10 protein-coding genes are annotated in these 14,181 nt (G+C 50.8%); 8 read left to right on the top strand and 2 right to left on the bottom strand.

Features of this window, described 5'->3' with window-relative positions:
• Positions 1-491: 491 nt before the first annotated feature.
• A complete protein-coding gene (gene cckA / locus QUF18_RS12165) occupies positions 492-3,101 on the top strand; it encodes a cell cycle histidine kinase CckA (protein ID WP_289387373.1) in 2,610 nt (869 codons plus the stop codon).
• Between the two features lie 117 nt (positions 3,102-3,218).
• A complete protein-coding gene (locus QUF18_RS12170; RefSeq protein WP_289387374.1) occupies positions 3,219-4,322 on the top strand; it encodes a branched-chain amino acid ABC transporter substrate-binding protein in 1,104 nt (367 codons plus the stop codon).
• Between the two features lie 75 nt (positions 4,323-4,397).
• On the opposite strand, the gene QUF18_RS12175 is transcribed toward QUF18_RS12170, so the two are convergent.
• On the bottom strand, positions 4,398-5,624 hold the full coding sequence (locus QUF18_RS12175) for an MFS transporter (RefSeq protein ID WP_289387375.1): 1,227 nt from the start codon (positions 5,622-5,624) through the stop codon (positions 4,398-4,400).
• A 393-nt stretch (positions 5,625-6,017) separates the two neighbouring features.
• Complete coding sequence (locus QUF18_RS12180) at positions 6,018-6,857, bottom strand: MurR/RpiR family transcriptional regulator (RefSeq protein ID WP_289387376.1); 840 nt, start codon at positions 6,855-6,857, stop codon at positions 6,018-6,020.
• A 186-nt stretch (positions 6,858-7,043) separates the two neighbouring features.
• Between QUF18_RS12180 and QUF18_RS12185 the strand changes: the two genes are divergently transcribed.
• The 6 genes from QUF18_RS12185 (at position 7,044) to QUF18_RS12210 (ending at position 14,171) form a co-directional block, all read left to right on the top strand.
• Complete coding sequence (locus QUF18_RS12185; protein WP_289387377.1) at positions 7,044-7,871, top strand: N-formylglutamate amidohydrolase; 828 nt, start codon at positions 7,044-7,046, stop codon at positions 7,869-7,871.
• A gap of 218 nt (positions 7,872-8,089) precedes the next feature.
• A complete protein-coding gene (locus tag QUF18_RS12190; protein WP_289387378.1) occupies positions 8,090-8,650 on the top strand; it encodes a TRAP transporter small permease subunit in 561 nt (186 codons plus the stop codon).
• Positions 8,647-9,972 carry a TRAP transporter large permease gene (locus tag QUF18_RS12195; RefSeq protein ID WP_289387380.1) on the top strand — a complete coding sequence of 442 codons (1,326 nt, stop codon included), beginning with the start codon at positions 8,647-8,649 and terminating at the stop codon, positions 9,970-9,972. The genes QUF18_RS12190 and QUF18_RS12195 overlap by 4 nt, the downstream gene beginning before the upstream one ends.
• Before the next feature lie 182 nt (positions 9,973-10,154).
• Positions 10,155-11,222, top strand: coding sequence for a TRAP transporter substrate-binding protein (locus QUF18_RS12200; protein ID WP_289387381.1), 1,068 nt, complete (start codon positions 10,155-10,157; stop codon positions 11,220-11,222).
• Between the two features lie 165 nt (positions 11,223-11,387).
• Complete coding sequence (locus QUF18_RS12205; protein ID WP_289387382.1) at positions 11,388-12,758, top strand: glutamine synthetase family protein; 1,371 nt, start codon at positions 11,388-11,390, stop codon at positions 12,756-12,758.
• Between the two features lie 27 nt (positions 12,759-12,785).
• On the top strand, positions 12,786-14,171 hold the full coding sequence (locus QUF18_RS12210; RefSeq protein ID WP_289387383.1) for an aldehyde dehydrogenase family protein: 1,386 nt from the start codon (positions 12,786-12,788) through the stop codon (positions 14,169-14,171).
• Positions 14,172-14,181: the final 10 nt, after the last annotated feature.

The following is a 14,181-nucleotide window of genomic DNA, read 5'->3' on the forward strand; positions in this document are numbered from 1 at the left end:
GTGTGTAATCAGAGGTATTTTTGCGTTTGTAAAAACGCATATTACACAGAAAGTAAATCTTTAAACTGAATGAAAGTTTAAAACATATTTATCCGCTTGAAAATGGCTGTGAGCGTTACGCACCGAAATTACATTTTTTGCAGAAAAACAGGCCGAAATTAATGGCTTGTGAAGACTGTGCAGGCAATAAATACGCAGTTTCAGAAAAAAAGCGGGAACCGTGAGGTTACAAGGAAATATCTACAGTCAGCGTGTTTCATGTTTCTACGACAATCGGGTGTGTTCCGGCGAAGCACTGAGAATTCCATTTGACTGTAAAATACTCTAAAGCATAATTCTGAAAAACCTCATAAGGCGAGGGTTTATCTAGGTGGTGCAAGGCTTTTGTACCTGATTTGATAGACTGCTGCCCGATATTGCGGACTGCGCATAAGCGACGGATCTGCTGAACCGCCGGATATGTCGGCGCAAGAAAAGGGATATTGGGGCTTATGTCTCAGCCATCACGGACAAATTCTTTTCCAAAAAACACTGCTCCTGCAAAGAAAAACCCCGCTGCGCTCAGATTGCTGACACTGGGCGTTTTATTGATTGCGGTTGCAGGATTATATTTTGTGTTCCGTGAACAGCTTGGCGATGCCTTCTTGCTGATTTTGTTAGGCTTATTGTCGATCATGGGCGTGTTTTGCCTGATTGGCTGGGCAACCGGTCTTATTCAGTTCAGCCCGCGTGAAGATCATGAAGACGTGGTTGATACACTGCTGGATTCCATGCCCGAGGGTACGGTTATCACGGATGCCAAAGGGCATATTGTCTATGCGAACCACGCTTACGCACAGATGATGGGCGCGGAGAATGTCGCCGATCTGCCAACGCTTGATGCAGTGCTGGCCGGAGAGCCTTCTGCGCTCGAAGCCGTCTACCGGTTGAATAATGCCGTGCGGGACGGGTTGGCGGCACAGGAAGAGATTCGTCTGACCGGCTCGTCGGCAAAGGGGATGCAAGCGGCGGCATGGTATCGCGTGAAAGCGCGGCCGGTGATCGCGCCGCAGACCAATCCGCTGAGTGAAACCGCAGGGCCTTTGTTCGCGTGGCAGATTACCGATATTTCTGAAGAACGTGCCGAACAGGAGCGGTTCTTTCAGGATTTGCAGGAAGCGATTGATCATCTCGATCATGCGCCTGCCGGTTTCTTCTCTGCGGATGCGCAGGGGCGCATCATTTATATCAATGCTACGCTGGCGGAATGGCTGGGTATTGATCTCACCAAATTCACTGCCGGCTCATTAACCCTGCACGATATTGTTGCCGGTAATGGCATGTCGCTGATTAATGCCGTGCGTGCTGATCCGGGTTCCAGCCGCAATACGGTGATCGATCTTGATCTGACAAAAAGCAATGGTCAGAGCCTTGCCGTGCGCTTTTATCATCGTGTGCAGCAGCCGCGGGATGGTTCGCGTGGCACCAGCCGCACTATTGTGCTGAATCGCGCCGAGGGCAATGATTCCTCCGCTGCACAGCGTTCCGCCGAAGTACGTTTCACGCGGTTCTTCAATTCTGCACCGATGGCGATTGCCTCTGTTGATGTGAATGGGCGTATTCTTTCGACCAATGCGCGTTTTTTGGATATTTTCGGTTCAGATGTCGATCGCGATACGCTGGAAAAGCAGATTTCGCTGGAAAGCGTGGTGCATCCGCGTGACCGTGAAACGATTTCCCGTGCGCTGGCATCGGCCTTTGCAGGGCAGGCGACGATTACACCGATTGATACGGTTTTGCCTGGCAATGATGAGCGCCATATCCGTTTCTATGTCAGTCCGGTGTCTGATATCGGTGGTGAATCGATAGAGGAAGCAGCGATTGTTTCTGCTGTGGAAACCACAGAGCAAAAGGCGCTGGAAGGGCAGATGGCGCAAAGCCAGAAAATGCAGGCGGTTGGCCAGCTTGCTGGCGGTATTGCCCACGACTTCAATAACGTGCTGACTGCCATCATCATGTCTTCGGATCTGTTGCTGAGCAATCATCGTGCGTCTGATCCGTCTTTCCCTGATATTATGAATATTAAGCAGAATGCCAATCGCGCTGCCTCACTGGTGCGCCAGTTGCTGGCATTCTCACGCCGCCAGACCCTGCGTCCGGAAGTGCTTGATCTGACCGATGTACTGGCCGATCTGCGGATGTTGCTGGCGCGTCTTGTCGGTACGGATATTACGCTGAAAATCGAGCATGGCCGTGATTTGTGGCCGGTGAAAGCCGATCTCGGACAATTTGAACAGGTTGCTGTGAACCTCGTGGTCAATGCGCGCGATGCGATGCCGGACGGCGGTACAATTACAGTGCGCACCCGCAATGTGGAAACATCTGAGGCGGCAGCACTTGGTTACCGTGAATTGCCGGAAGCCGATTACGTGTTGTACGAGGTTGAAGATTCGGGCACCGGTATTCCTGCCGATATTCTCGCGAAGATATTTGAGCCGTTCTTTACGACTAAAGAAGTAGGCAAAGGCACCGGCCTCGGCCTGTCGATGGTCTATGGTATCATCAAGCAGACCGGTGGTTTCATTTTCTGTGATTCAACACTTGGTACGGGTACAATTTTCCGCATTTATCTGCCGCGTTTTGTGGAGGAAAAAGCACCGGTTGTGCTGGATGCCGACGGGCAGGTTGTGGTTGTTAAAAAGCCTGCACCTGTTGAAAAGAAAGCAGAAAAGCAAGCCGATCTCTCCGGTTCCGCAACCGTCTTGCTGGTGGAAGATGAAGATGCAGTGCGCATGGGCGGTGTCCGTGCGTTGCAGACAAGAGGGTATACAGTTCACGAGGCTTCTTCCGGCGTTGAGGCGCTGGAAGTGCTCGAAGAGCTGGAAGGAAAGGTCGATATTATCGTTTCCGATGTGGTTATGCCGGAAATGGATGGTCCCACACTGTTAAGGGAGTTGCGCAAATCCTATCCAAACATTAAGTTTATTTTCGTTTCAGGCTATGCAGAAGATGCTTTTGCAAAGAATCTGCCTGAAGATGCTCAATTCGGGTTCCTGCCGAAACCATTCTCTCTGAAGCAGCTGGCGACCGCTGTTAAGGAGATGCTGGAAAAGGAAGACTGATCGTCTGACCACAAAATGGTCAGACAGAAGAGTACGAACCGTCACGCGACATCACATACGCGAACGGGGGGCTTGTGTTTAATAATGTCCCGTGACGGGACTGTATTGGAGGGAAAAATGCGTCGTTCACTATTATCCGGAGTAGCCTTTGCTGCAACGCTTGCGTTTGCTTCCCAGGCATATGCCGATATTACAATCGGCCTGATTGCACCGGTTACAGGCAGTGTTGCTGCTTATGGTATTCAGGTGAAAAACGGTGCCGAAACTGCCGTTGAAAACATCAATAAAAACGGCGGCATTCTCGGTGAGAAAGTTGTTCTGAAACTGGTTGATGACGCAGCTGACCCAAAGCAGGGTGTTTCTGCTGCCAACCAGCTGATTGGTGATGGCGTTAAATTTGTTGTTGGTCCGGTAACTTCCGGTTCCGCTATGGCTGTGTCTGATGCGCTGGCTGAAGCCGGTGTTGTTATGGTGACACCAACTGCAACTGCGCCAAGCCTGACAAATCGCGGTCTGGAAAATGTTTTCCGTACCTGCGGACGTGATGATCAGCAGGCTGTTGTTGCCGCGAATTATGTTGCAAAGAATCTGGCCGGTAAAAAGGTTGGCGTTCTGCATGATAAAGCCCCTTATGGTCAGGGTCTGGCAGACAGCTTCAAAGACAGCCTGAACAAAGACGGCGTTAAAGAAGTTCTTTATGAATCCCTGACACCGGGTGAAAAAGATCTCAGCGCGCTTGTCAGCAAGATCAAAAACAGCGGTGTGGAAGTGCTGTATTTCGGTGGTTATCATCCGGAAGCCGGTCTTCTGTCCCGTCAGCTGGCAGATCAGGGCGTGAAACTGCTCCTGATCGGTGGTGAAGGCCTGTCCAACACTGAATATTGGGCGATTGCCGGTGATACCGGTGCAGGCACACTCTTCACCAATGCGGTTGATGTGACACAGAATCCGGCCGCTGCGGAAGCTGTTGAAGCACTGAAAGCCAAAGACATTGCGCCGGAAGTCTTCACACTGAATGGCTATGCTGCTGTGCAGGTACTCAAAGACGGTATTGAAAAAGCCGGTAAGGCTGATGATCCTGCTGCGGTTGCCAAGCTGCTTCATGACGGTCTGGAAGCTAAAACCATTATCGGCAATCTGAGCTACGATAAAAACGGTGATCTGACTTCCCCGACTTTTGTGATTTACAAATGGGAAGACGGCAAAATCGTCGGTAATTGATTTCGCAATTTTTAAATAGAAAAACCGGCAGAGTGTTCACTCTGCCGGTTTTTTATTACGTGTATTTTGGTCGTTTCAGATGCCGGTGCGGCGGGAATCCCATACGGCAATTGCCCAGATAATCAGACCACCCAGTGCCAGCGCACTGCCGACAAAGCCGGAAGAGGCAAAGCCATATCCGGCGGCAATGGACATGCCTGCCAGCCACGGACCGAGCGCATTGGCAACATTGAAAGCACTGTGATTAAGCGCTGCGGCCAAAGTCTGTGCATCCTGCGCCACATCCATCAGGCGGGTTTGCAAAACTGTTCCAAGACCACCGGTGCAGCCGATCAGGAATACCAGCGCCGACAAAAGCCAGACATTCATAACAACGAACGGGAAGATAATCAGAAAGATCGCATTGGACAGCAGCAGAATACCGGCTGTTGGCATCAGAGCGCGGTCAGCGCCCCATGAACCGATCAGGGTGCCACAGGTCATGCCGATACCGAAAATCGTCAGCACGACAGGCACCCAGTAAGGGGCAACGCCGGTTACTTCCAGCAGAGTTGAGGCAATATAGGCATAGACAGCAAACAGGCCACCGAAGCCGATGGCGCCAATGGCGAGGGTGAGCCAGACCTGACGGTTTTTAAGAGCGCTCAATTCACGCAGTGGTGTTGCACCTGGGCGCGGCGGATCTTTCGGTGCGAAAGCCATAATCATCAGAAAGGTGATTGTTGCCAGCACGCCGGTAACGCCAAAGCCCCAGCGCCAGCCGAGTGCCTGCCCAAGCCATGTGGCGAAAGGCACGCCGATCACCGTTGCAATCGACAGGCCGAGCATTACGCGGCCAACAGCCCATGCGCGGCGGTTCATTGGTACCAGCGAGGCTGCCATCAGCGCTGCGACGCCAAAATAGGCTCCGTGCGGCAGGCCGCTCATAAAACGGAACAGCAACATCCAATGATAGGACGGAGATAAAGCACTGAGCACATTGGCAATGGCAAACACGGCCATCAGCCCCATTGCCAGTGTGCGCCGCGACATGCGGGCAAAAAACACGGCGAGGATTGGTGCGCCGACAACAACACCCAGCGCATAGGCGCTGATAACATGACCGGCGGTGGGCTCATCAATGCCAAGCCCGACAGAGAAATAAGGCAGCAGGCTCATGGCTGCAAATTCTGTGGTGCCGATTGCAAAACCGCCCATTGCAAGGGCCAGCAAAACCAGTTTGAAATTTACGGTGCGTTCTGCCGGTTCGGCATTGGTGACGGCGGGGCTGTCCAACACCAATGCAGGGGAGGAATCTGTCATTTTCTTTTTCCTGAATTCGCTGTCAAACAGCGTTTTCCTTATATTTTTGTCCCCAAAATCTGATTTTCAGGACAATTGTTCATTGAATATTTTAGACGCGGCATTTCAGGAGTGCCCGTAACGCGCCTCCCGCACGCTACGATTACTCTCATTACAGCGGTTTCAGTTAAGATTGAATCGTTGGAACCGCTGTAACTATTTGTTTTACGCATTATCCGACGCATCGCAGCAGGAAAAGAAATCAGTCCGGCGAACTGATTTACCTGCGGAGGCGCTTCGCACTTTGGCTCTCAAATGCTATAAATAATTTATTTTCACCCCATTACATCGAAAAATGAGAGGTTGAAAGAAAAGAGTTTTTATAAAAAATCTGTGTGGGAAATATGACTGTTTTTACACCCGGTTTTTTAGTCTCAGTTCTTCCAGCTCCTTAATGCGCGCGGCGGTGTTTTGCTCCGGTTGTCTGGTCATTTCGCGGATAATGCTCTCTGACAGCACAAACAGGGCAGCCGATGAGTCCCATGCAGAAGGCACGCCGGTACGTGCGGCCAGCACATGACGTGCAAAGCGCGCAATCGGTGACAGCCACTGATCGGTAATCAGCAGAATTTCCACGCCACGGCTTTTTGCCGTTTCAGCCAGATGCAACAGGCTTTCCTGATAGCGACGGATATCAAACACAATCAGCATGTCTTTCTTGCCCATATCCAGCAATCTGTCACGCCACGCACTTTCCTGACCGGAGATATGGAAGACATGCGGGCGGATGACTGTCATATGCGCGGCCATATATTGCGCCACCGGATCGGTAAAACGGCCACCGATAAGATAAATATTACCGCGTGCAGTTGCTAAAGCGCGGACAATATCGCTCAACTGTTTCTCGCTGATATGGCGGAAGGTTTCACGGATATTTTCAAGCGTATATTCCAAGGCCGGATAGGTTGTATCCTGCTGAACTTGCTGGCTTTCATTGCGGTTGTGCGGTGATTGTAATTGTGCTGCAAGCTCTTCCTGAAGCCGTGCTTGGAAATCAGGATAATTCTGAAAACCAAGCCGGTTGATAAAGCGCAAGATTGTCGGTGAGCTGACACCGGCTTGCGTGGAAAATTCTGCAACAGTTTTAAGGCCAAGCAATGGATAGTTGGCAATCAGTGTCTGTGCTGCATTGCGCTCGCCCGGTGGCATCGTGTCAATCCGCTCGGTAATCAGCTCCGCGATACTGTTATTCATTTCTGTTCCCGTCAGTTTTTGAGTGCTGTTTGTGATTGCGAAGCGTCGTTTCAATCAATTTAAAAATACTGTTTGACAAAAGATAGTAATGCGTATGAGATGATACACAATAGTGCGAAATTAAAAATAACGTAACATAAGTTACATCTGTAAATGGAAATATTTACACGCATGAGGGGAGGCAGAATGGCGGAGCATCGCGATTCTCACGGCAATGATGTGCATACCCGATTTTCTGACACGGACGCTGACATTGATATACCGGCCGCATCGGTTCTCAATGAGCAGGGCGCCAGCCCGTATTTGCTGATCTGCGAGCATGCAACCAATTTTATGCCGGAGAAATTCGCTCGTCTGGGTTTGTCTGAGGCCGATATTGAGGCTCATATTGCATGGGATCCGGGGGCTGCAGAAGTTGCACGGCGTATGAGTAAGGCGTTGGATGCCACATTGGTTGAGGCCGGACTTTCGCGTTTGCTGATTGATTGCAACAGGCCGCTTTCTGCGCCGGATCTTATTCCGGAAATCAGTGAATTCACTGTTGTTCCGGGTAATCACAATTTGTCTGAGGCCGCGCGGCAGGAGCGCATTGCGCTGTCGCACAAGCCTTTTCATGAGAAAATTGAAGCGGTTATCGAAGCGCGAAAACAGCGCGGGCAGGAAAGCCGGTTGATAACAATCCATTCCTATACGCCGGTTTATAAAGGCGTGGGGCGGCCATGGGAAATCGGGATCATTTATGATTCTGATGATCGTCTGGGTGCAAAAATGATTGCCGGATTGCGCAAGGATAGTGAAGAATCAGGCGTCAGTGTCGGTGTGAACCAGCCTTATTCACCCGATGACCGTGTTTACTACACGGTGGAGTGTCATGCACGTAAACGTGGCGATCTCTGCGCCATGGTAGAAATTCGGAATAATGAAATTGCTGATGAAGAAGGGCAGGCTCTTTGGGCTGCTCGTCTGGCGGCAATTTTGCAGGAAATTGAGACTGACTACAGCATAACTCCTTAAACTTGAATCAATTTAAGATAAAATTATGCTGTAAATATAAAGCGTTAGAGCGGAATTTGTGCGCCAAAGAGGGCGCACGGCGCTCTAAGGAGAAGATAACCTTGATCCCGGCCAGTTGAGGAGCAGGCGGGGTTTCAAGGGAAAGCGGTAACTGGTGAATACAGGCATAAGAGCCGGAAAAGCGGCCATAACAAGCCTGAAACAACGGGAACAAAAAAGTGCCGAAAATACTCAGACTCTTCGTGAAATATGTCGATGCGCTGAATTATCGGGTCGGTCGCTGCGCGATGTATCTCATCTTTCTTATGGCAGGTTGTCTGCTCTATTCCACCTTTTCACGGGTTGTTCTTGGTGTGCCGGTGAACTGGGTTCTGGAGATGTCGCAGTTTATTCTGTCTGCTTATTATCTGCTGGGAGGTGCCTATGCGATGCAGCAGGGTGCCCATGTGCGGATGGATTTGTTCTATGATCGCTTTACACCGAAAAAGAGGGCGCTGACCGATATTATCACTATTCTCTGCGTGATTTTCTATCTCGGTGTGATGTTTGCCGGTGGCCTGTCCAGCACGAATTATGCCTATGTTTATAATCAGAAAAATTATACCGCATGGGCGCCGGTACTCTGGCCGATCAAGACGCTGATGACGCTCGGTGTTTTTCTGTTGTTGCTGCAATGCCTGTCTAATCTGATCAAGGATTATGCGATCTGGCGCGGCACACCGATCAAACCTGCATCCTATGTTCCTGATACAGCACCGCAGGAAGGGCAAGCCATATGAGTTCGGAATTTATTACCCTCTTTATGTTTGCCACAATGATGGTGCTGCTGATGACAGGGCAGCGCGTTTTTGGTGTGATCGGTTTTGTCGGCTCATTGGCAGCACTTCTGCTCTGGGGTAACGGCGCTTTCGAAATGCCGTTCAATGCCACTTTTGCGGTGCTGAACTGGTATCCGCTGATTACCGTGCCGTTCTTTGTATTCATGGGCTATATGCTGTCTGAATCCGGAATTGCCAGTAATCTTTACCGTATGTTCCATGTCTGGTTTGGCGGCATTCGTGGCGGGCTTGCTCTTGGTACCGTCGGTCTGATGGTTATCATCTCCTGTATGAACGGGCTGAGTGTAGCCGGTATGGCAATTGGTGCGACGGTGGCGCTGCCGGAATTGCTTAAACGTGGCTATAACAAGGTAATGGTCACCGGTGTTATTCAGGCTGGCAGCTCACTGGGTATTCTCATTCCGCCAAGCGTGGTGCTGGTGCTTTATGCGATGATTGCCCGCCAACCGGTATTGCAATTATGGCTGGCTGGTATCGGGCCGGGCATGTTGATGGCAGCATTATTTGCCATTTATATTTATGTACGTTGCCGCATCAATCCAGAGCTCGGACCGGCGCTGCCAAAAGAGGAGCTGGATCAGATCACATGGTCTGAAAAAATCTCAACACTGGGTGCCGGTGTACTGCCATTGCTGATTTTTGGCACCATGATGGGGCTGTTTCTGACCGGTGTAACCAGTCTGGTTGAAAGCTCTGTTGTTGGCGCGTTACTGGCAACGCTGGCGGCCTTGTTTACAGGACGTCTGAGCAAGCAAGTTTGGGAAACCACCACCCGTAATTCGCTGATGATTTCCTGCATGTTCCTCTGGATCATTCTGGCGGCGCTGTGCTTCTCGTCTGTTTATGACGGATTGGGGGCGGTGAAGGCCATTGAGAAACTTTTGCTTGGCACGTTTGATTTATCACCATGGACCATTCTTATCCTGATGTTGTTGTCCTTTGTCGTACTTGGCATGTTTCTGGACGACACAGCGATGCTGGTGATTGTGGCACCGCTTTATATTCCGCTGGTCAAAAGCCTCGGATTCAATGCGATCTGGTTTGGCATTCTCTACACCATTACCTGTCAGATCGCCTATATCACCCCGCCTTTCGGCTATAACCTGTTTATGATGCGAGCTATGGCACCGCCGGAAGTGACCCTGCTTGATATTTATAAATCCATTGTTCCGTTCTTTTTCCTGATGGTGCTGACGGTTATCATTTTGATGATCTTCCCGCAGATCGCTCTGTGGCTGCCCAACTGGTATTCGGGGCGATGATAAACGCAGAATAAATACGCAGTGCATACGCAGTTCATAAAAAGACAAAAGTCAAAACTGCGCTCAAGGGAACCAAAACTGAATGTGAAGGTGTTTGTTATTGCAGTTTCGAATTGAGAATATTGGCGGACAACCGTTACCAGTTTTCCTGAAACTGCTCCATTGCGACGGGAGACACGCAAATGAGTGACAGCAAATTTCTGAATAAACGTGAATTTCTTAAAAAATCTGCTTTGACCACAGTCGGGGCAGTGGGTGCGACAGCACTTGCCACACCTTATGTGAAAGCACAGAGCCCGATTAAATGGCGTTTGCAGACCTATGCAGGGCCAGCTCTGGCTGAGCATGTTATCAAGCCTTCAATTGATGCTTTCAACAAAGCCGCCAATGGCGAAATGGTGATCGAGCTTTTCACAGCCGATCAGCTGGTGCCGCAGGGTGAGCTTTTCCGTGCGGTGCAATCGGGCACGATTGATGCGGCACAATCTGATGATGACTCCATGGCATCGCCGGTGGATGTGTCGGTGTTCGGGGCGTATTTCCCGTTTGCTTCCCGCTACAGCCTTGATGTGCCGGTATTGTTCAATCATTACGGGCTCAATGAGATCTGGGAAGAGGCCTATAAGGAAATTCCGGGCGTGACATGGCTCAGTGCAGGTTCATGGGATCCGTGTAATTTTGCCACCACAAAACCAATCCGCTCGCTGGAAGATCTTAAAGGTCTGCGCGTCTTTACTTTCCCGACCGGAGGTCAGTTCCTCACCCGATTTGGGGTGGTGCCGGTGACGCTGCCTTGGGAAGATATTGAGGTGGCTATTCAGACCGGTGAGCTGGACGGGGTGTGCTGGTCGGGTGCGACCGAGGTTTATACCGTTGGTTGGGCTGATATTAATAAATACTATCTCACTAACAATATCAGTGGTGCATGGGCGGGTTCCTATTTTGCCAATACGGAAAAATGGGATGCAGTGCCGCCTCATCTGCAGCAATTGTTCAAACTCAGCATGGATAGCTCTCATTATTACCGCCAGCATTGGTATTGGTGGGGTGAAGCCCATTACCGTACCACCGGCGGTAAACTTGAACTGACAACCATTCCGGAAACGGAATGGAGCAAAGTTGAAGATGAGGCGATGAAGTTCTGGGACGAAGTGGCCGCGAAAAGCGAACGCAGTGCCAAAGTGGTGGCAATTCTGAAAAACTATCAGGATACCATGCGTAAGGCCGGAGCGCCGTATCGCTACTCTTAAGATATCATAGCAGTTCACGTTCTGAAGTTCTTTTTTATGCATTATCCTTCGCCAAAAGGCTCACGCGCTTTTGCCGGAAATGCTCTCAATTTACAAAAACTGTCGCCGCCGGAGGGGCGGCGACACTCCAATCTAATAAAATGCCGATGAAGCACGGAGTTGTAAATGACCGGAAACCTGACTTTTGATGCGCTGAAACAAGCGGTCGCTCATGATGAAATTGATACCGTGCTCGTCTGCCTGACAGATATGCAGGGGCGGTTGGTCGGCAAGCGTTTCTATGCGCCGTTTTTTGTTGAAACCGCTTTTGATGAAACGCATGGCTGCAGCTATTTGCTGGCCGATGATATCGATATGGAGCCGGTTGCCGGATATGAGGCTGCAAGCTGGGATAAGGGCTATGGTGATTTTGTCATCAAGCCGGATTTGTCCACGCTGCGGCTTGCGCCATGGCTTGAGAAAACCGCGCTGGTTCTCTGCGATGTGCTGGATCACCAAGATCATACAGATCTGGCCCACTCGCCGCGTGCGATGTTGAAGAAGCAGCTGGCGCGGTTGAAAGAGCGAGGCTATCGCGCTTATTTCGCCTCGGAGCTTGAGTTTTATCTCTTTGACGAGACCTATAAATCCGCACGCTCTAAGTACTGGAAACATATAGACACATCGTCTCCGTATATTCAGGACTATATGATCCATCTGACCAGCAAGGAAGAATCCGTGTTGCGCGCGATGCGTAATCATCTGGCCAAAGCCGGTATTCCGATTGAGAATTCCAAAGGCGAGGCCGGTTCCGGTCAGCAGGAACTCAATGTGCGCTATGCGGAAGGGCTGGATATGGCCGACCGCCATGTCATTATGAAAAATGCAATGAAGGAAATTGCCGAGGCACAAGGCAAGTGCATCACCTTCATGGCGAAATATGACTATTGCAAAGCCGGCAGTTCCAGCCATGTGCATAATTCGCTGTGGAGTCTGGATGGCAGTAAGTCGCTGTTTTACGATCCGGATGCGCCATACACTATGTCACCTTTGATGCGCTCATGGGTGGCCGGACAGTTGAAATATGCCGCTGATTACACCTATTTCCTCGCGCCTTACGTCAATTCTTACAAGCGGTTTCAGGCGGGTACTTTCGCGCCGACCAAGATCAGCTGGAGTCAGGATAATCGCACAGCAGGGTTCCGTCTTTGCGGTGAGGGTACCAAGGGTATTCGTATTGAATGTCGTATCGGCGGGGCTGATCTCAACCCTTATCTGGCTTTTGCCGCGCTCATTGCTGCGGGCTTGCGCGGTATTGATGAAAAGCTGGAACTGGAAGAACCGTTTGTCGGTGATGCCTATGCAGCGGTGAAGCTGAAGGAAATTCCTTACACCCTGCGCGATGCCATCGTGACCCTCAAGAATTCCGAATTTCTGAAAGAGGCTTTGGGCGAAAAAGTTCTCAATCATTATGTTCATACAGCTGATTGGGAGCAGGTTGAATATGACCGCCGTGTCACCGACTGGGAGCTACATCGTGGTTTCGAGCGCTACTAATCTTAGAGTTATAAAAGGAATGAAGCCATGAGCGATGTGGCGAGACTGATTTCTCCGATTGACGGTTCCGTTTATGCGGAACGTGCTTGTCTTGATCTGGCTCAAGCACAGGCTGTTGTCTCAAATGCGCGGCAGGCGCAGGGCGGCTGGGCAGCTTTAACAATTGCTGAGCGTGCAAGTTATTGCTCTGCGGCACTTGCTGCTCTGGCCGCAATGAACGACGAACTGGTGCCGGAGATTGCCTGGCAGATGGGGCGGCCGGTACGCTATGGCGGAGAAAATGGCGGCGTGCAGGAGCGCGGCCAATATATGATCAATATTGCGGAAGAGGCGCTCAAGCCGCTGGTGCCTGAAGAGAAAGACGGGTTCCGCCGCTATGTGAAGCATGTACCGCTTGGTGTGGTGATGGTGATTGCGCCGTGGAATTATCCGTATCTCACCGCAGTAAACACGATTATTCCGGCGCTGATGGCCGGTAATGTGGTGATCCTTAAACACGCCACACAGACACTGCTTGCCGGTGAGCGCTTTGCCAAAGCATTTGAGATTGCCGGTTTGCCGAAAGGCGTCTTCAGTAATGTTATGCTTGGTCATGCCACAACGGAAGCGCTGCTGGCTTCCGGTACCGTTGATCATGTGAATTTCACCGGCTCTGTTGGTGGTGGCCGTGCGATTGAAAAAGCTGCTGCCGGTACTTTCATGACTGTGGGACTGGAACTTGGCGGTAAAGATCCGGCCTATGTGTTGCCCGATGTTAATGTTGAGCATGCCGTTGCCAATCTCGTGGATGGTGCCTTTTTCAATTCCGGTCAGTGCTGCTGTGGTATTGAGCGCATCTATGTTCATGAGGCGGTTTATGACAAATTTGTCGATGGTTTTGTTGAGCTGACCAGCCAATATGTCGTTGGTAATCCGTTGGATGCCTCCTCAACGCTGGGGCCGATGGCACATGCGCGTTTCGCTGATTTGATCCGCGAGCAGAAGGCGGAAGCGCTGCGTAAAGGCGCGAAAGCTCATATCAATATGAGCGTTGAGAATGACCGTGCCGGTTCACCTTATCTGGCGCCGGAAGTGCTGACCAATGTCGATCATCAGATGAGTGTGATGCGCGAAGAAAGCTTTGGTCCGATTGTCGGCATTATGAAGGTGCGCAGCGATGAAGAAGCTGTGGCGCTGATGAATGACAGCAATTTCGGCCTCACTGCCTCGCTTTGGACACCGGATACAGATCGCGCAGCCAATATTGCCGATCAGATTGAAACCGGCACAGTGTTTATGAACCGCTGTGATTATCTTGATCCGGGACTGGTCTGGACCGGTGTTAAAGATACGGGCAAGGGCGCTTCGCTCTCTTCCATTGGTTACGGCAATCTCACCCGTCCGAAATCCTATCACCTGCGTGAAAAAATCTGATCGCTTCTGA

Origin of the sequence: Pseudochrobactrum kiredjianiae, assembly GCF_030362795.1 — a bacterium.
In the GTDB taxonomy this organism is placed as follows: domain Bacteria; phylum Pseudomonadota; class Alphaproteobacteria; order Rhizobiales; family Rhizobiaceae; genus Pseudochrobactrum; species Pseudochrobactrum kiredjianiae.